General features: G+C 41.2%; 18 protein-coding genes. 15 read left to right on the forward strand and 3 right to left on the reverse strand.

Translation table 11 applies throughout. The features are described 5' to 3' along the window. Positions 1-241 precede the first annotated feature (241 nt). From ACUHGC_RS02580 to ACUHGC_RS02620, 9 genes are all read left to right on the forward strand, one after another. Entirely contained in the window at positions 242-637 is a 396-nt protein-coding gene (locus ACUHGC_RS02580) for an ATP synthase subunit I (protein WP_446834119.1), read from the forward strand. 24 nt (positions 638-661) lie between these two features. Beyond that, the gene (gene atpB, locus ACUHGC_RS02585; RefSeq protein ID WP_446834120.1) at positions 662-1,462 is read left to right on the forward strand and encodes a F0F1 ATP synthase subunit A; all 801 of its coding nucleotides are present in this window, start codon (positions 662-664) and stop codon (positions 1,460-1,462) included. Positions 1,463-1,536: 74 nt separating this feature from the next. Then, on the forward strand, positions 1,537-1,791 hold the full coding sequence (atpE, locus tag ACUHGC_RS02590) for a F0F1 ATP synthase subunit C (RefSeq protein WP_084257557.1): 255 nt from the start codon (positions 1,537-1,539) through the stop codon (positions 1,789-1,791). 58 nt (positions 1,792-1,849) lie between these two features. Further along, positions 1,850-2,320, forward strand: a complete 471-nt coding sequence (atpF, locus tag ACUHGC_RS02595) for a F0F1 ATP synthase subunit B (RefSeq protein WP_446834121.1) — start codon at positions 1,850-1,852, stop codon at positions 2,318-2,320. Between the two features lie 14 nt (positions 2,321-2,334). Then, positions 2,335-2,868, forward strand: a complete 534-nt coding sequence (gene atpH / locus ACUHGC_RS02600) for a F0F1 ATP synthase subunit delta (protein WP_446834122.1) — start codon at positions 2,335-2,337, stop codon at positions 2,866-2,868. 12 nt (positions 2,869-2,880) lie between these two features. Next, entirely contained in the window at positions 2,881-4,422 is a 1,542-nt protein-coding gene (gene atpA, locus ACUHGC_RS02605; RefSeq protein WP_446834123.1) for a F0F1 ATP synthase subunit alpha, read from the forward strand. Between the two features lie 24 nt (positions 4,423-4,446). After that, positions 4,447-5,313, forward strand: coding sequence for a F0F1 ATP synthase subunit gamma (gene atpG / locus ACUHGC_RS02610; RefSeq protein WP_446834124.1), 867 nt, complete (start codon positions 4,447-4,449; stop codon positions 5,311-5,313). 22 nt (positions 5,314-5,335) lie between these two features. Further along, the gene (gene atpD, locus ACUHGC_RS02615; protein WP_446834125.1) at positions 5,336-6,709 is read left to right on the forward strand and encodes a F0F1 ATP synthase subunit beta; all 1,374 of its coding nucleotides are present in this window, start codon (positions 5,336-5,338) and stop codon (positions 6,707-6,709) included. Positions 6,710-6,767: 58 nt separating this feature from the next. After that, positions 6,768-7,196 carry a F0F1 ATP synthase subunit epsilon gene (locus ACUHGC_RS02620; protein WP_446834126.1) on the forward strand — a complete coding sequence of 143 codons (429 nt, stop codon included), beginning with the start codon at positions 6,768-6,770 and terminating at the stop codon, positions 7,194-7,196. A 921-nt stretch (positions 7,197-8,117) separates the two neighbouring features. Here ACUHGC_RS02620 and ACUHGC_RS02625 read toward each other — a convergent pair. The 3 genes from ACUHGC_RS02625 to ACUHGC_RS02635 form a co-directional block, all read right to left on the reverse strand. Further along, on the reverse strand, positions 8,118-9,005 hold the full coding sequence (locus ACUHGC_RS02625; RefSeq protein WP_446834810.1) for an IS256 family transposase, variant Zn-binding type: 888 nt from the start codon (positions 9,003-9,005) through the stop codon (positions 8,118-8,120). Positions 9,006-9,180: 175 nt separating this feature from the next. Further along, positions 9,181-10,629, reverse strand: a complete 1,449-nt coding sequence (locus ACUHGC_RS02630) for a surface lipoprotein assembly modifier (protein ID WP_446834127.1) — start codon at positions 10,627-10,629, stop codon at positions 9,181-9,183. 149 nt (positions 10,630-10,778) lie between these two features. Beyond that, entirely contained in the window at positions 10,779-12,677 is a 1,899-nt protein-coding gene (locus tag ACUHGC_RS02635; RefSeq protein ID WP_446834128.1) for a transferrin-binding protein-like solute binding protein, read from the reverse strand. Between the two features lie 325 nt (positions 12,678-13,002). On the opposite strand from ACUHGC_RS02635, the gene ACUHGC_RS02640 reads away from it, so the two are divergent. From ACUHGC_RS02640 to ACUHGC_RS02665, 6 genes are all read left to right on the forward strand, one after another. Further along, positions 13,003-15,618 carry a TonB-dependent hemoglobin/transferrin/lactoferrin family receptor gene (locus tag ACUHGC_RS02640; protein ID WP_446834129.1) on the forward strand — a complete coding sequence of 872 codons (2,616 nt, stop codon included), beginning with the start codon at positions 13,003-13,005 and terminating at the stop codon, positions 15,616-15,618. 15 nt (positions 15,619-15,633) lie between these two features. Next, entirely contained in the window at positions 15,634-16,356 is a 723-nt protein-coding gene (locus tag ACUHGC_RS02645) for an energy transducer TonB (protein ID WP_446834130.1), read from the forward strand. Between the two features lie 68 nt (positions 16,357-16,424). Then, entirely contained in the window at positions 16,425-17,087 is a 663-nt protein-coding gene (locus ACUHGC_RS02650; RefSeq protein ID WP_446834131.1) for a MotA/TolQ/ExbB proton channel family protein, read from the forward strand. 2 nt (positions 17,088-17,089) lie between these two features. Continuing rightward, positions 17,090-17,509, forward strand: a complete 420-nt coding sequence (locus ACUHGC_RS02655) for an ExbD/TolR family protein (protein WP_446834132.1) — start codon at positions 17,090-17,092, stop codon at positions 17,507-17,509. Between the two features lie 65 nt (positions 17,510-17,574). Then, a complete protein-coding gene (locus ACUHGC_RS02660) occupies positions 17,575-17,886 on the forward strand; it encodes a transposase (protein WP_446834133.1) in 312 nt (103 codons plus the stop codon). A 132-nt stretch (positions 17,887-18,018) separates the two neighbouring features. Beyond that, positions 18,019-18,663 carry an IS3 family transposase gene (locus tag ACUHGC_RS02665; RefSeq protein WP_446834134.1) on the forward strand — a complete coding sequence of 215 codons (645 nt, stop codon included), beginning with the start codon at positions 18,019-18,021 and terminating at the stop codon, positions 18,661-18,663. Positions 18,664-18,668: the final 5 nt, after the last annotated feature.

Genomic DNA, 18,668 nt, shown 5'->3' on the forward strand with positions numbered 1-18,668 from the left:
CGCCATAAAAAGATGAAATACGGCGCTTTGGCGTATTTTGTGATAAAAAAGTAAAAAAATTTTAGTAAATGTTAACTGGATAGCATTTTTACGCCGTTTAATCGTTGCAATAATTTAATCTGACCGTATAATTTAGACCTGTTTTGTTTGCGTATAATTTAACTCGTTCGAGGTAAGGTTTTGCGCATCAAATAACCGAAAAGAATAGTGGAATAAGCTCGGTTAATCAACGGGATATAAAATGTCGGCTGTATTGGATAAAAATAAAAAACGTTATACCAAGGTCTTTATGGTCGAATCGGCGCTGATCTTCCTGGTTTATGCGCTGTTTTATCTGTTAAAACCCACTGTTTCGCTCTCGTTTTTATTGGGCGCGTTAGCGGCTTTTTTGCCGCAAGTTGTGTTTGCAGGCTATGTTTTTTACCTGCGAGCCGGTTCGCCGCCGGTGGAGAAGGCAAAAATTCTCTATCAGGGCGAAGCGATAAAAATAACCGTGATGATTGTCTTGTTGCTGCTGATTTTCATCAATATAAAATTAAACCCGATCATCTTTTTTGCGGGTTATTTTGGCTTGATTTTACTTAATAACCTTTTACCGTTTGTACTGTCGCCAGATAGCGCAAGCCGTAAAAATTAACTCACTTACGAAGTAGGAAACTGTATGGCTGCCGAAGGTTCATCTCAAACTTCTATTGAATATATTCAACATCACCTTTCGTTTCTCATCCACGGCGACGGTTTTTGGGCGGTTAACCTCGATTCCTTGTTTTTTGCCGTTATCACCGGGATTTTATTTATCTATCTGTTCCGCAAAGCGGCAAAAAAAGCCACCAGCGGCGTGCCGGGAAAATGGCAGTGCGCAGTAGAAATCATGGTGGAATGGGTTGACGGCGTGGTGAAAGAAAACTTTCAAGGCAGCCGCAATTTTGTCGGTCCGTTAGGGCTAACGGTATTCGTTTGGGTATTATTAATGAATACCATCGATTTGATTCCGGTTGATTATCTACCACAAATTGCCCATGCAATGGGGTTTGAATATTTGCGTGCTGTGCCGACTGCGGATATGAACATCACCTTCGGGATGTCACTGGCGGTATTTTTCTTAATCATTATCTATACCGTTAAATCCAAAGGTTTCGGCGGTTTGGTGAAAGAATACACCATGCACCCGTTCACTCATCCGGTGTTTATTCCGGTCAACTTCTTGCTGGAAACCGTAACTTTACTGGCAAAACCGGTTTCATTGGGTTTGCGTCTGTTCGGTAACTTATATGCCGGCGAATTGATCTTTATCTTGATTGCACTCACTTACTCCGCCAATTATCTGGTCGGCGGCTTGGGGATCGGTTTGCACTTAGCATGGGCGATTTTCCACATTTTAGTGGTGGTGCTGCAGGCATTTATTTTTATGATGTTGACAATTGTCTATATCAGTATCGCTTATAACAAAGCGGAACATTAATTTTAATCTGACTTTTACGCTTTATTTTTAACCCGGCAATCTTGCCAACACTTAACTTAAACATGGAGAAAATCATGGAAACTGTAATCACGGCAACAATTATCGCTTCTGCAATTATGATTTCAATTGCGGCATTAGGCACAGCAATTGGCTTTGCATTATTGGGTGGTAAATACATGGAGTCGGCAGCTCGTCAACCTGAATTAGCTAACTCTTTGTTAACTAAAATGTTTATCGTTGCAGGTTTACTTGATGCGATTTCAATGATTGCGGTTGGTATTGCACTATACTTCATCTTCGTCAATCCGTTCACTGCGTTATTGGGTTAATTTTTCCCATTACGGCCGTAAGGCTGTATAACCGGTAACCATTATTGAGGAGGACGTTGTGAATATTAACGCAACACTGATTGGACAATCAATTGCATTCCTGCTGTTCGTCTGGTTTTGCATGAAGTTTGTCTGGCCGCCGATTATTAAGGCGATTGAAGAGCGTCAATCCGGAATTGCCAATGCACTGGCTGCGGCGGAAGCGGCAAAACAAGAACAAGCCGACACGAAAGTATTGGTTGAACAAGAATTGACTACCGCTAAAAAACAAGCGCAGGAAATTGTTGATTCGGCGAATAAACGTCGTAATGAAATTTTGGACGAAGTGCGGTCTGAAGCCGAATCGGTCAAAGCCAAAATTATCGAGCAAGGTTACGCCGAGATCCAAGCCGAACGCAAACGGGTACAAGAAGAGCTGCGCGTGAAAGTGGCTTCACTGGCGGTTGCCGGTGCTGAGAAAATTGTCGGTCGTTCAATTGATGAAGCAGCGAATAGCGACATCATTGATAAACTTGTTGCAGAACTATAAGGAAGGTGGGGCTAATGTCAGAATACATCACAGTCGCACGCCCCTATGCTAAAGCTGCATTTGATTTTGCGGTAGAACAGAATCGGTTGGCGCAATGGCAGCAGATGCTGAGTTTCAGTGCTGCCGTGGCGGAAAACGATCAGATGAAAATTTTTCTGAAAGATACGTTTTCACCGCAGAAAACCGTCACCACATTTCTGCAAATTTGTGGCGATCAGCTGGATCAATATGGGCAAAACCTTATCCGTTTAATGGCAGAAAACAAGCGGTTAATCGCGCTTCCCGAAGTGCTTCGACAGTTTCAGCATTTTGTTGATGATTATCAGTCGCTGGCTGATGTCGAAGTGATTTCCGCCGAACCATTAACGCAGAAACAACAACAAAATATTCTCCAGGCAATGGAAAAGAAACTTGCCCGCAAAGTGAAATTAAATTGCAGCATTGATAAGAGCTTAATTGGTGGCGCGGTAATTCGTGCCGGTGACTTGGTCATCGACGGCAGTAGCCGTGGTCAATTAACCCGCTTGGCCAATGAGTTGCAATTGTAAGAGGAAGAGAAGATGCAACTGAATTCTACAGAAATTAGTGAACTGATTAAGAAACGGATTGCCGATTTTAGCGTGGCGAGTGAAGCGCGTAATACCGGCACTATCGTTTCCGTAAGCGACGGAATTATCCGGATTAACGGTCTGAGCGACGCGATGCAAGGGGAAATGATTGCCCTACCGGGCGGACGTTTTGCCATTGCCTTGAACTTGGAAAGAGATTCTGTCGGTGCAGTGGTCATGGGACCGTATTCCGATTTAGCGGAAGGCATGGAAGTGCAGTGTACCGGGCGTATTTTAGAAGTGCCGGTCGGCCGTAATTTGTTAGGCCGTGTGGTGAACACCTTAGGTCAACCGATTGACGGAAAAGGCGAAATCGTTGCTGATGCTTATTCGCCGATCGAAGTGATTGCGCCGGGCGTTATCGATCGTAAATCCGTTGATCAGCCGGTACAAACCGGTTATAAAGCGGTTGACTCCATGGTGCCGATTGGCCGTGGTCAGCGTGAATTGATTATCGGTGACCGTCAAACCGGGAAAACCGCACTTGCGATTGATGCGATTATCAATCAGCGTGATTCCGACATTAAATGTATCTATGTTGCGGTCGGTCAAAAAGCCTCAACTATCGCTAACGTAGTGCGCAAATTAGAAGAGCACGGCGCTTTAGCGAATACTATCGTGGTGGTGGCGTCTGCTGCTGAATCCGCTGCATTACAATACTTGGCGCCGTATGCCGGTTGTGCGATGGGTGAATTCTTCCGTGATAACGGCGAAGATGCGTTGATCGTCTATGATGATTTGTCAAAACAAGCGGTGGCTTATCGCCAAATTTCATTGTTATTACGCCGTCCGCCGGGTCGTGAAGCGTTCCCGGGAGACGTATTCTATCTGCACTCTCGCTTATTGGAGCGTGCGGCTCGTGTTAGCGCGGAATATGTTGAGAAATTTACTAACGGTCGTGTAAAAGGCAAAACCGGTTCTTTAACCGCACTTCCGATCATCGAAACCCAAGCGGGTGACGTATCGGCGTTCGTACCGACTAACGTAATTTCGATCACCGACGGTCAGATTTTCTTAGAATCCGATCTGTTTAACTCCGGGATTCGTCCGGCGGTTAACCCGGGGATTTCAGTATCTCGTGTGGGTGGTGCGGCACAAACTAAAGTGGTTAAAAAATTGGCGGGTGGTATTCGTACCGCACTTGCTCAATACCGCGAATTAGCGGCGTTTGCCCAGTTTGCTTCCGATTTGGATGATGCAACCCGTAAACAGTTATCGCACGGTCAAAAAGTGACTGAACTGCTGAAACAGACCCAATACGCGCCGTTGAGCGTTGGCCAACAAGCATTGGTGTTGTTTGCGGTTGAATTCGGTTATCTGGACGATGTTGAGTTGGATCGTATTGGTTCGTTTGAAAGCAGCCTGTTTGATTTTGCTAACAACAATCATGCGGAGTTCTTGAACGAGTTGTCAAAAACCGGCGATTACAACGACCAAATCAAAGAGACCTTAAAATCTATCTTGGATAATTTTAAAGCCAAAGGTTCATGGTAAGTATTGACCTAACGGAGAGATGAAATGGCAGGTGCGAAAGAGATCAGAACCAAAATTGCCAGTGTGAAAAGTACGCAAAAAATCACCAAGGCAATGGAAATGGTTGCAGCCTCAAAAATGCGCAAAACGCAGGAACGCATGTCTTCTTCACGTCCGTATTCGACAGCAATACGCAACGTAATTAGCCATGTTTCCAAGGGTAATATTGAATACAAACACCCTTTTTTAGTTGAGCGTGAAATCAAAAAAGTAGGTTTTTTGGTGATTTCTGCTGATCGCGGACTGTGCGGCGGTTTAAACGTGAATCTGTTTAAAACCGCACTTAACGAGTTCAGACAGTGGAAAGATAAGCAAGTTAACGTCGAAGTCGCTTTGCTGGGTTCGAAAGCGATCAGTTTCTTCCATTCAATCGGCTTGACCATTCGTGGTCAAACCTCCGGCATGGGCGACACACCGTCTGTTGAGCAAATCATCGGTATTGCCAATACCATGTTTGACAGCTACAGCAGTGGTGAATATGACGCAATTTATGTGATTTACAATAAATTCGTCAACACCATGTCGCAAAAGCCGGTAGTACAGCAGTTGATTCCGTTGCCGGAATTGGAAGAAGATGAGCTGACAACCGAAAACAGCTGGGATTATCTGTACGAACCGAATTCCAAATATCTGTTAGATAAACTGCTAACCCGTTATCTGGAAGCACAGGTTTATCAAGCGGTGGTGGAAAATCTGGCGTCAGAGCAGGCGGCACGGATGGTCGCGATGAAATCGGCAACGGATAATGCCGGTAACTTGATTAATGACTTGCAGTTGGTTTACAACAAAGCTCGTCAGGCCAGTATTACAAATGAATTAAATGAAATTGTTGCCGGTGCGGCCGCAATTTAAAGCAAATAGTAGAGGATCGGTAATGGCAACAGGAAAAATTGTACAAATCATCGGTGCCGTCATTGACGTTGAGTTTCCACATGATGCAGTGCCAAAAGTTTATGACGCACTGAAAGTTGAAACGGGGCTTACCCTTGAAGTTCAACAACAATTGGGCGGCGGAATTGTACGCTGTATCGCAATGGGTTCATCAGACGGTTTAAAACGCCACTTAAGTGTCACTAACACCAATAACCCGATTTCAGTGCCGGTAGGGGTAAAAACACTGGGTCGGATCATGAACGTGTTGGGTGAGCCGATTGATGAAAAAGGCGAGATCGGCGCAGAAGAGAGCTGGTCAATCCATCGTGAAGCACCGAGTTATGAAGATCAATCCAACAGCACCGAACTTTTGGAAACCGGCATCAAGGTTATCGACTTGGTATGTCCGTTCGCCAAAGGGGGGAAAGTCGGCTTGTTCGGTGGTGCGGGCGTAGGTAAAACCGTAAACATGATGGAATTAATCCGTAATATCGCGATTGAACATTCCGGTTATTCGGTGTTTGCCGGCGTGGGTGAGCGTACTCGTGAAGGGAACGACTTCTACCACGAAATGCAAGAGTCCAACGTATTGGATAAAGTATCGTTGGTTTACGGTCAAATGAATGAGCCGCCGGGCAACCGTTTGCGTGTTGCGTTGACCGGTTTGACCATGGCGGAAAAATTCCGTGACGAAGGCCGTGATGTGTTGTTCTTCGTAGATAACATCTATCGTTATACCTTGGCGGGAACTGAAGTATCCGCATTGCTGGGTCGGATGCCGTCAGCAGTAGGTTATCAGCCGACATTGGCGGAAGAAATGGGCGTATTACAAGAGCGTATCACTTCAACTAAAACTGGTTCTATTACCTCGATTCAAGCGGTATATGTTCCGGCGGATGACTTGACTGACCCGTCACCAGCAACCACCTTTGCCCACTTGGATGCAACCGTGGTATTAAGCCGTCAAATTGCCTCTTTGGGGATTTATCCTGCGGTTGACCCACTGGATTCGACTTCACGTCAGTTAGATCCGTTAGTCGTCGGTAAAGAGCACTATGAAGTGGCTCGCGGCGTGCAATCGACATTGCAACGTTATAAAGAACTGAAAGACATCATCGCGATTTTGGGGATGGACGAATTGTCGGAAGACGATAAGTTAGTGGTTGCCCGCGCGCGGAAAATCGAGCGTTTCTTATCACAGCCGTTCTTCGTGGCAGAAGTCTTTACCGGTTCACCGGGTAAATATGTGTCGCTGAAAGATACCATCGCTGGCTTTAAAGGCATTTTAAGCGGTGAATTTGACCATATCCCTGAACAAGCGTTCTATATGGTAGGCTCGATTGACGAAGTCTTGGCAAAAGCTGAGAAAATGTAATCACTCCTTAGGGTATGTGAGCAACCATAAACGACATAACCAGGAATAGGAGAAGAAGATGGCATCTTCATTTGAGCTGACAGTGGTGAGTGCCGAGAAACAGATTTTCCACGGCAAAGTCAATAGTATTCAGGTTTCCGGCGTTGAAGGGGATCTGGGTATTTTGCCCGGACACACCCCGCTGTTGACCGAAATCAAACCCGGCGTGCTGCAAATCACGCAGCCGGACGGAAAAGAGGTGATCTATGTTTCCGGCGGCTTCTTAGAAGTGCAGCCGGAAGAGGTGACTGTGTTGGCGGATACGGCGATTCGCGGCGATGAACTGGATAAAGACCGGATTCTGGCGGCTAAGCGTCGTGCCGAGGATAACACCCATTCCAAACATGGTGATGTGGATTACTCCTTGCTGTCATCGAAATTATCGCGTGAATTGGCAAAACTGCGCGCTTATGAATTGACTGAAAAGTTAACTAAAGCGAAACGTTAGTTAAAGACAGTAATCTAAACCCGCTAGCCCTTTAAGGGGCGGCAATGCCGTGCGACATAATGGCGTATAAAAAGGCATAGTAGACAAAAATGTGGCTCTAAGCTCCTCTTAATTTGCGATGTTTATATAGGATATTTGCCCTGATTATCCGGTATATCAGACCGCTCTTCTAGGTAGGATTTGTGTCGCAAAAACCAGTAGTGCAAACGAACATAAAAGTCATTTTTGTGACTCTGCTTGAGCGTTTTAACCAGCGTTTTCAGTGCCTTTCCTGCAACGGATTTAGGGTTTTTTGTCAGCTTTTGAATTACTATCGCAACAAGATGAAATTGGCACATTTGGGTGGGCGTATTAAATATATCTTTCAATATATCCACGTCGTCCATAGCAAGTAATAGACTGAATAATAAATCCTTTTCCACGCAGCCGATTAATAGCTTTCGTATAGTAAATATCTTTTTCTGTGCGAACGACTTGGTGGTAAGTTACCTTTTTTGAGAGGAAGTCCGCTATGACTAATACGCCGAATTGCCGTCCGAAAAAAGTGATATCCATAACAAGCAACTTTGTGGGGTGTTGAGAGGCGTTTTAGGGGCTTTTTTCAGGTGCCGTTGGATAGTCCTGACCGAACAATCATACGTTAACGCAAGCTGTTTATAAGTCTGTTTTCCAACGGTGTAATCGTGCCAGATTTGGGCGGAGTTTAATGTTTTTTAATGTAAAAATACGCCGACAATCGGCGCATTTATATCGTTGAATGCCTGCTTAAAGCCTTATGCTGTAAGGCTTTAAGCAGGTTTTGACCAACCTTTTGTCTACTATGCCTCTTTGAAGGCATAGTAGACAAAAATGTGGCTGATTTTGAGATCTAAGCTTCTATTAGACATTTTTGTGGCTACTCCTCTTAAAGCGCTAGTTTTTCTAGCTCTTTTTATTCAAAAAATCCTGTATAAACATAATCTTATTCCTTCGGTTTAGTCCATTATGAACGGATAATTTCTGCTTTAAATCCTTAAACAGCCCTTCCAGCCGATTTGTCGTTTTTTCTATCCGTAACTCCGGGTATTTTTCAAAGACAAACAAGTAATCCATATAGCGTTTAATACTGGCATAAGCCCCTCTCAATTTGCGATGTTTATAAGGAAATTTACCCTGATTATCGGGTATATCAGACCGTTCTTCTAAGTAAGCTTTATGCTGCAAAAACCAGTGATGCAAACGGACATAAAAGTCATTTTTGTGACTCTGCTTGAGTGTTTTAACCATTGTTTTCAGTTCCTTTCCGGCAACGGATTTAGGGTTTCTCGTCAGCTTGCGAATCACCATTGCAACAAGGTGAAATTGGCACATTTGGGTTGGCGTATTAAATATATCTTTCAATAAGCCCCGTCGCCCATCGCAAGTAATAGATTGAATAATAAATCCTTTTTTACGCAATCGATTGATGGCTTTGGTATAGTAAATGTCCTTTTCGGTACGAACGATTTGGTGGTAAATCACCTTTTTTGAGCGGGAATCCATTATGACTAATACGCCGAATTGTGGCCCGAAAAAAGTGACATCCATAATAAGATTCAACATTGTGGTTTGCGGTGTGCTGAGTGGCGTTTTAGGGGCTTTTTTCAGGTGCCTTTGGATAGTCCTGACCGAACAATCATAGGTTAACGCAAGCTGCTTATACGTCTGTTTTCCGACGGTGTAATCGTGCCAGATTTGGGCGGATTGAAGGTAATTTGTGTGAGAATATGTCCGTAAACAATCCAAGCATTTATAGCGTTGCTTGCCTGAATTTTTACCGTGTTTTTTAATGTGTTCTGAACCACAGAAATAGCAATTTTTTGGTCATTTTAAAAAATCTCACTTAACGCCTTATTCTATAAGGGATTAAGCGAGATTTCAGCCACATTTTTGTCTACTATGCCTCTTTGAACGATCTACGATAATCGAGCTGAACATCTTCGCCCGATGAGGAAACGTAGGTTTATTAAAAACGTTTACTCATTTCAAGATAAACACTATTTTTATCATAAGAATAAAATGCATTATTGCTGTCAACTTTGTTGTATGACCAAGTGATTCGGGGTGTTATGCCCCAAAAGTGGATATTGCGGTGCCATAGGTTAATTTGCCCACCATACTCTTTGTTCTTTTGCCTTATGTTAGCGAAACCGGGCGCGTTGTATTCCCGCTTAGCATAGTTGAGCGATATTTGGCTTGAAATACCAAACGGCCATTCTTGTCCCCAGCCGACTCGAATATTCTTACGGTCGTAAGCATCACTTTTACTTAATGCATTATTACGTGAATAACCGGCACTGACAAACCAATGTTGGTTGCTATTTGGTACATATAACAGGGTATTCGACCATAAATAATTATTTCCATCCAAGTGTTTTCGAGTGGCATGACGTTGTTCACCATATTCTAAGGTAGACGAAATTTGCCAACGCGATGTTAACCAATAGTTAACATCAATTCGCAGTCCTGAGCTCTGTGAAAAGCGTTTTAAAGAACCACTGTTAGAGGAACCCCCACTAAACCAGCGTCGTTCCGTAAAAGGCATTAGAGAAACCTCTATATGGGCGGTCTGGTAGCCCAGTCCAGCACTTACTCGAATATTTAGCTCATTATATTTTTTATTATCCCAATAATAATGACCATAACCAAACAGACTTATCTTGCTAAAAAAACCATTATTTAAAGACCACTTTTTATCTGCACTTAAGTTATAATTTACACCTTCAGCGGATTCTGGCCCCGAAGCCTTAAAATTCATGACTTCTGTTCCAGTTTTAGGCGCATTATTTACATTTCGGTCATTTAAATAACCTAAACTACCTTGGAAAGACCACTCATCCTTTTTTCTAAGTGCTTTTAAATATAAATCAATAGTATCTAAAACTAGGGGGGGGAGGGGTTCACTTCTTAACTTTTCAAACTGTTCTTTAGCTGCTTCATTATTATTATTTAAATATAGCACTTTCGCCATCTGGTAACGTAATGGGATGAGTCTAGGATTTTGTGAAAACAATTTTCGATACAGCGTCAACGCATGGGAATAATTTTGCTGCTGACTTGCTAGAATAGCTTTCCCCCAAGTCAATATTTGTATGTCAATATTTTCCTGCTGTTCATAAATAGGCAATAAAATAGCCACACCTTCAGCGTTATTTTGCATTAATGCCGGGATTAAGGTACGAATAACTAACTCAGGATAATTTGCCAATTCTTCCCTTGTAATTGAAATAGATTTTTTTTGAACGTGAGAACGTAGTGCTTGTGGAGTTAAGGATAACTTAGGTTGGACCATTTGAACTCTTTCACTAGGCATTGCTGAACGTGGCGCTATCTCCGTCATGTCAGTTTCTGCATAAGCATTATTGATGAAAAATGGCATTACTAATAGAATAACGAACTGTTTTTGAATACACATTATATGATCTCAAAGAAAAAGGGAAACCTGAAATTGGGTAACCCCGAACTTACTTTAACATTTAGCGTTCACATCATTAAAGAAAATCTTTCATTTAGATAATTACTACGCTAAATCGGAAAATTTTTATCGTGAAAGTAGTTAATATATTATTTGTTAGCTTGTTTTTTCCCGCCAAACACCACACCTGTTTTCCCATCAGTCGAAGTTATGTGCCCTCCAAGCTCTGCTGCTTTAGGTCCGAAAAATCCACCGTTGACTTTATCAAAGCTAGGTTGGATTGATTTATACGCAACATCAACAGTCTTTATTTCAGGCATAATAGCTGTTCCAAAAAATTGATTTCCTTTGATGTCAGCGTCAATATTTACCCATGGTGTACGACCAGAATGAACAGTTCCCTGGTCAGTTACGCCGCCATCCCCGACTAATGAACCCGTTAGTTTTTTATCCCCGAAATGAGCCTTGTAAACAGCATCCCCCTTTATTTCATAAGAAATGTCACTATCGTTGCTACTCACAGGATTAACTATGGTTCGCATTTTCCATTTACCCACGTAATGCGCTTCAATGGAAGTTGGCACCTCTGAAGTAGGCGTTAAGTATCCTTGGATAAATAGGGATTCTTGCAGGTTTGAAGCGGTACTATTATTAGTATTAGCGTTATTATCCGCTGATGTTATTCCTCCAAATCGCATAAACTGAAAATTATCACAACAAGCATCTATCGCGTAAACCGAGCTATTAATCTGTTGTTGATTTTTACTATTAACATCTAAAGTCACTACCTTCCCGTTTTTGGCAATAATATTCAATTGCATAATATCATCAACATATCCCAGATCTATGGTATCCACTTTGCCAGAAGTATTTTTCCATAATAGTTGCTTACTGCTCGTCAATTGTTCCGTTTCTATCTTTTCATCATCTTTATCTTTCCTTTTAGCGATAAAAGCAACCGCTAGTGTTTTATCTCCATTTGGTTTATTTTTATCCGCCAGAGAATAAAATGCACCGCCCAGTTCTTCTCCTTTTTCACCATAAAAATTACCATGTAATACATCTGAATCTTTATTCAATATCTTATCATCCTGTTGTTTGGATGTCGCTTTACCGGTAAATTGATTACCTTCTATTTTGGCTGATATATCAAAATAATATTTTTCTTCCTCTGTTTTTTTATTTTTACTTTTCAATTGGCCTGTTAACGTTTTTTTACCAAAATCAATATCAAATGTGGCATTAAAAGAGGTATTACCTTTATAGGCGCTTAAGTTTTGCCCTGTGTAACCGCCGCCTTCACCATTTTGAGCCTCATAATAAGACAGAGGGCGCATATAGACCCATTTTCCAGTATAGTTTGCCTTCAATGATATTGGTAAGCTTTGTGCACGATCAATGCCTCGATAAAATAAAGTTGCATTACTTAATGTACCTTCTGTCGAAAATTTTGTATGTTCATAGCCAATAAATCCTAATTGTGTGTGATCAAAATTTAACAATAGAACATTTTCGTCTTCATTTACTACTAGATCACCATTTTCAAACCAAGTTTTATCTGGTTTTAAGTTAGTGATCTTTTTTTCGACAAACTTAACAGTAACCTTACCATTTTCATCAGTCTGGTAAATAGGGTGTATCAATACCACTTCTTCTAGAGAGGAACTATTATTCAATACATATATATCTTCAGGGCGTAAGTTCATAATGGCTTCTTTCGCCTCTTTGCCGTTCCCGAATACCAAATTAGGATTTTCAATAAACTTCTCATACCATTTCTTCCCTTCTTTGTTCTCCACATATCGCGCTGTTGGATTTTTAAAAGCGAAACCGTATTTAGGTAAATCATTATTCTTCTCGGGTACATCCACAACTTCATCTTTACTGGGAGCTGGAGGTTTAGGTTTGGTTATCGTCGGTTTTATTTCAACTGAATCTAATTCAACTCCGCCGCCACCTACTGAACAGCCATTCAATGTTAAACTGATCAATGCTGACGATATTAATACACGACTTTTGTATACAGCGGTAGGAATAGAAATAAACATAATAACACCTCTAAAAAATGCAACTTAAACTTAAAATAAGGGATTGACATATCCACATTAAACAAGATCTTTAAAAATGAAAATCATTCTTGTTTTAGATGTTTTTTTGAGTATAATACTATTTAGTTCAAATGTAAAATGTTTTAGAACTTGTCTTTTATAGCTCAACAACACTAGGATATTTTACGATTATGTTTTATGTAAAATTTTTCTAACTATATAGAATATATGGAAATAGTATGTAAACCACCCAAATCTATTTATTTAAGTTGCCCCGTAATTCATTGCGGAGGTTTTTTGTTTTACAAAATCTGAGGAGCTTATTTTGCCTTATCAACGTCAGCTAAAGTCCTTTTTGCTAGTACTATTCTTTTCTTCCCCTATACAAGCCGAAGAGGTAGAAAAACGAACAGCAGGAGAGGGAGAAATAATAGAAAATGCCGCATTAGCACCACAAGAAGTGAATATTCGAGTAGTGGGGAACGTAAAAGCACATCAACGTCCGAATAAAGTACAAAAAAGTATTGATCTAATTAATAAAGAACAGGTTTCTAATATCCGTGATCTAACCCGTTATGATCCAGGTATTTCTGTGGTTGAACAGGGTCAAGGCGCGACAAAAGGGTATTCCATTTATGGGGTGGATCGCAATCGAGTCGCTATCAATGTAGATGGTTTAGCGCAAGCGGAATCATTTCAGCTACATCGTCAGTCAACTAGTGGTGCACGATTAGAGTCAGAATACGAACATGTTTCACAGGTAGACATAAACAAAGGGGCTGACTCAGTTAATAGTGGTAGTGGCGCGTTAGGTGGTGCAGTATCGTTACGGACTAAATCAGCTAAGGATATTATTGAAACAGGAAAAACGCGTGGTGTGCGTTATAAAACCGGTTATTTTAGTAAAGACCAGCAATGGCTTAATAGTTTTGCGGTTGCGGCAGATAATGATCGTTTTGACGCATTGTTGATGCATACCCGTCGGACGGGGCATGAGTATCAAGCTAACGTTAAAAATGCACCAGGGCAGACTTTTTCTTACCGTAAGCTGAAGCCTAATTTAAACGATCCATATCGAGTTGAAATTGGCGGAACTGATGTTGAAGACGGCACTATACATCTTTCTGCTCAGGATATTGTTGGAGAAACACGCTTACTGCCAGACCCAATGAAAATGCAATCTGAGGCAACACTTTTCAAGTCAGGACTTAAATTAGGTGAACAAAAAGAACATTATCTTGGTATAGTGGGAGAGTTAGAGAAAAAACGTTTTGACATTCACGTTAAGAGTGAATCTGAATTTTGTGAGCGGAAAGGGACAGCCGTTTTTTGTAAAAACAAGAATAGTGGGAGTGAACGAATCCAAGAAAGCATGGCTTCCCATCAATTCAGAAATGAGGCACACAGGCGTCAACGTGTTGGGTTGGAATATCTGTATCGGCCGCAGGACACTGAAAATTCGTGGGTAGATCGTGTGAAGTTGGCTATTAATTGGCAGTTTTTCCGTGTAGATCTTGATGAAAGTATCAGACGTTGTACAAAAGCGCCCTTTGCAGATTCGGATTGTCGCCCAAAGTTTTGGGATGAAAAGTTGGCTGAAGACGGCTTTGGTTTTAAACAACGGCAAAATAACGTTAGCCTAGAACTGGATAAGTGGCTTGAAACTCCACTGGGAGAGCATGATATCAAATTGAATCTTGGTATGGGCAAAAACAATTATACCGTTAATACGAGGTCTCGATACTATTCAATTGATTATTTATACCCAGGTAAACGGCTTGGTCCACAACACAAGAATTGTATAACTGTGAAAAATAAGGCTGGTATGAATATCCCTGTCTGTGAATGGCATACAATTGATTTAAATGAGGATAGTAGGCCAATTGATCAGAAGAAATGGTATTTAAGTCTTAGCGATCAAGTAACGTTTAACCGTTGGTTATCAGCCGATGTAGGCATACGTTGGGAGGTAAACCGTTTCCATTCTGAGCAAAATGGACTCCCTTTAGATAATTACCGCAATAGTGCATATCGAGCAGGTTTAAATATTCAAGCTTCCGAGCACTTAACGTTTGGCTATAAATACGCAACTGGTTTCCGTATTCCTTCGGCCGGTGAAATGTATGGTTCTTTTTCTGAAATTAGATATCGGAATAACCCGGCCCCCGAAACACAGGATTTTATTGATAAAAACACAAAATTGAAACCCGAAATTTCCGAGATGCATGAATTATCAGCTCGCTTGAATACCTCATGGCTAAATGGTAGCTTAACAGTATTTACTGTTAATTATGACAATCTTATCGGTAGAGGACAACTTTGGCGCATCCCGCGTCCTAGCCATGGCTCAAAATCCTATTTTGAACGCAACTATAATTTACAAGAAACTAAAGTAAAAGGGGGAAATCTTACTTTACAATCGGAGCTATACAACATTTGGGATAAGATACCAAATGGTTTAAGTGCTACGTTTTCTGCCACAATCGTTAAACCGATTAGATCAAAAGTGATCAATCCAGATGCCTATAGTGATTACATGACTTATCCCCTAGAGGCCCTTCAACCTTTGAAAATTGTTTATGGATTTGACTACAATGCACCCAATGGTAAGTGGGGGATATCACACCGTGTAACTTATTCGCAAGGAAAAAGTGAGAAGGAATTATTAACACACGGTAAACTATTTGGGAATACCATAATAAATGATCAGGCGGTAGGGCGTTATCTGAATAAGAAATGGTCAACTGTCGATATCTTAGGCTATTGGAAACCATATAAAAATTTCACTATTAATGCAGGTATCTACAATGTATTTAACTACCAATATACGACATGGGAATCAGCTCGCCGAACCGTGACTTCGTCTGATAGTCCATCTAAGGGTAAGGTATTATTGGCTCCCGGTAGAAGTTTTTCGCTATCGGCTGAGTTCACCTTCTAAGAGGAAGTATCATTCATGAGATGTGAGCGATATTTGGACTTTCCAATTGGTGTTATTGTGTTATTGGTGCATGTAATGGGGTTATCACTTCTATTCGATAGAAATACGCCAGAGTTAAGCATTGGAGCTCCTGCTATGCAACTTGTTTCATTGGGTGATTTAAATATAGGGAAAGCTAATCTTGCAGAAGCCATTCCAGTTACGCCTATTGAACCGCCCCCTTTAATTAAACAACAAGATGAGATATTAACTGTTAAAACAGAAACAGAAAAAACAGATGTCATCAAAGCAACAAAACCAGAAAAAAGCGTAAAGCAAAAGACAAATCAGTCTAAAAAACCAAAGGCAAATAAAATTGTTAAATCAGCTTCATCGAATAATGCAACAAAAAAGGAGGGAGATACGTCAACATCTGCTGGCGGGGAACAAACTGGAAAAGGGCAGGGAGAAACAACAGCGACACATTTGGGGAAGACTTTGAATAACCCCATTCCCCCTTATCCCCCTTTGTCTATTGAAAATAGGGAATCTGGTCGTGTTCGTCTAGAGGTTGTTGTCGAAACAAATGGGCGTCCTTCCTCGGTCAGATTGATTAAATCTAGCGGATATCCTCGGTTAGACCGTTCTGCACTGAAAACAGTAAGAGAGCAGTATCACTTTAAACCAGCAACTCGTTTAGGAATTCCTGTAAAATCAAACTATACATTTGTTATCACGTTTGATCTTAACCAATTGTAGTTGTACATGATGGCATCTTTAAGCCGTGCACTATTTTAACTTTAACTTTTTTAGTTTAGGAATAAGCAATGAATTTACAAATTATTTTTGAACAGCAAAATTATATTTTATTGACTGTTTTTATTATATTAGTATTAATGAGTATTGTTACATGGGTTATTATTCTTGTCAGAACAATTAAACTCTGGCTAGCTAAATTCAGAAATAAACGTTTTACTATTATTTTTTGGCAAGCAGAAAACTTACAAACTGCCATTGATTCTATCAGGAACATTTATGCACCGATGAGCTTTGTTGCAATAAAATCATATCAAGCTCAACAGAATTATGTTACTCAGCCACACGGACGTCTACACAATACAGTGCCCCAAGGTGAATATATCGTTCGTCATATCCGACATAATCTGAATAAGGCGTTACTTCCATTTGATAGCGGTTTAACTGTCCTTGCTTCTATCGGGGCGACCGCACCTTTCATTGGTCTATTTGGCACAGTATTGGGCATTTACCATGCGCTTATTAATATTGGTATTGCAGGGCAAGTTACTATTGCGGCAGTTGCAGGGCCAATAGGTGAGGCCTTGATCGCTACTGCTGTGGGACTATTCGCGGCTATTCCTGCGGTATTGGGTTACAATGCCCTGGTACGTGCTAATAAAAATCTTGCCCATGACATGGATAGTTTTGCTCATGATTTACACGTACAATTTCTCAACAGTGAGGATAAATAACAATGTCATTTGGATCTTTTGAGCATAATAATACTTCTCCGATGGCTGAGATTAATGTCACACCGTTCGTGGATATTATGTTAGTACTACTTATCGTGTTTATGGTCACTATGCCGATACTCACACATACTATCCCGTTACAGCTTCCTGTAAGTTCGGAAAATAAGACTACAAGCCCTCCCTCTGAACCAATAAAATTATCTATCAATATCAACGGAGAATATTATTTAAATGAGGAGTTAGTCACCCTACCTGAATTAGAGAAACAGCTTCGTGATATACAGTCACAAAATGCTGAGGCCGTGTTAGCGGTTGCGGCTGATCAAGATGTATCATATAAAAAAGTTGTTGATGCATTATCCGCAGCACAAATGGCTGAAATAAGTAAAATTGGGTTTGTCACTGAAATGAAGCAACCTTAATTTTTATCAGATTGGGAAAAATCCTGTATCAAGGTGAACTCTATTCTATCCGAAAAGACGAATAAATGATGAGTAAAAAGCGAAGAAGTTACAGCGCAGATTTTAAGCGTGAAGCCGTTAAATTAGTCATTGTTGAAGGACGGAGTATTGCGGAGTCGTGTCTAGTTAGGGGGGGTGAAACAGTACTACGGCGTTCGATTAGTCAGCTGGAGCATGAAGCTAACGGTTATGTGTTGCCGGGGTGCAAACCCTTAAGTCCAGAACAACAACGTATTCGAGAATTAGAGAAACGGGTGAAAGAGCTGGAGTTTGATAAACATACTCTAAAAAAGGCTACTGCGATTTTAATGTCAAACGAACTAGACGATATGAACTGATTTGTGGTTTAAAATCGCAAAATATTAAACGGTTATGTGCACTTTTTGAGGTGTTAGAGAGTGCTTATTATGCTTACTTCAGACATAAAGACCCAAAGCGAAACACTATTCGCCAACAACTAGAATTATAAAGTGGCCTTTAGTCGAACCTTGTCAGCCCGCTTAAAGGCGCTGGGATTTCAGCGAGGACGCTACTGGGTTCGAAAACACATGAAATTGTTAGGGTTGGTTTCCAAGCAGCCCAGAAAATGGCGTTATTGTCGCCAAATGAGTGTGCGGCGATTTGATAATCTAGTGGAAAGGAGGTTTGAAAAGACAGATGTTGCTAATGCGCTGTGTGGTGATGTGACTTATTTGAAAGTGAATGGTAAATGGCATTACTTGGCTGCTGTGTTACACCTTGCCACAAGGCAAATTGTCGGCTGGTCATTGGCAGAAAGAGAAAGTACTGAGCTTGTGATAGAGGCATTGGATAAAGCCGTCAACCAAGTCAGACCGGAAAAAGCGATGCTCTTTCATTCAGACCAGGGCGCAGTATTTAGCAGTTTGGCATTTTGCGAGCGGGTAAAGAAGCACCGGTTAATACAAAGTATGAGTCGTCTAGGCAATTGTTGGGACAACGCCGTCATGGAGCGTTGGTTCAGGAGTTTTAAATATGAGTGGCTACCACAAGGTGGTTACAGCGATATTAAGAGTGCGAGAAAGGATGTGGAGAAGTACAGTGATGACTATAACCATACACCGTTGGAAAACAGACGTATAAGCAGCTTGCGTTAACCTAT

Source organism: Testudinibacter sp. P27/CKL/0425, assembly GCF_052931395.1.

Coding starts and splice junctions, on each gene's coding strand:
- ACUHGC_RS02630 (WP_446834127.1), bottom strand. CDS start 10,629: ATGTGTATTCAAAAACAGTTCGTTATTCTATTAGTAATGCCATTTTTC.
- ACUHGC_RS02620 (WP_446834126.1), top strand. CDS start 6,768: ATGGCATCTTCATTTGAGCTGACAGTGGTGAGTGCCGAGAAACAGATT.
- atpA (WP_446834123.1), top strand. CDS start 2,881: ATGCAACTGAATTCTACAGAAATTAGTGAACTGATTAAGAAACGGATT.
- ACUHGC_RS02650 (WP_446834131.1), top strand. CDS start 16,425: ATGAATTTACAAATTATTTTTGAACAGCAAAATTATATTTTATTGACT.
- atpE (WP_084257557.1), top strand. CDS start 1,537: ATGGAAACTGTAATCACGGCAACAATTATCGCTTCTGCAATTATGATT.
- ACUHGC_RS02645 (WP_446834130.1), top strand. CDS start 15,634: ATGAGATGTGAGCGATATTTGGACTTTCCAATTGGTGTTATTGTGTTA.
- ACUHGC_RS02635 (WP_446834128.1), bottom strand. CDS start 12,677: ATGTTTATTTCTATTCCTACCGCTGTATACAAAAGTCGTGTATTAATA.
- atpH (WP_446834122.1), top strand. CDS start 2,335: ATGTCAGAATACATCACAGTCGCACGCCCCTATGCTAAAGCTGCATTT.
- ACUHGC_RS02655 (WP_446834132.1), top strand. CDS start 17,090: ATGTCATTTGGATCTTTTGAGCATAATAATACTTCTCCGATGGCTGAG.
- atpB (WP_446834120.1), top strand. CDS start 662: ATGGCTGCCGAAGGTTCATCTCAAACTTCTATTGAATATATTCAACAT.
- ACUHGC_RS02660 (WP_446834133.1), top strand. CDS start 17,575: ATGATGAGTAAAAAGCGAAGAAGTTACAGCGCAGATTTTAAGCGTGAA.
- atpD (WP_446834125.1), top strand. CDS start 5,336: ATGGCAACAGGAAAAATTGTACAAATCATCGGTGCCGTCATTGACGTT.
- ACUHGC_RS02580 (WP_446834119.1), top strand. CDS start 242: ATGTCGGCTGTATTGGATAAAAATAAAAAACGTTATACCAAGGTCTTT.
- atpG (WP_446834124.1), top strand. CDS start 4,447: ATGGCAGGTGCGAAAGAGATCAGAACCAAAATTGCCAGTGTGAAAAGT.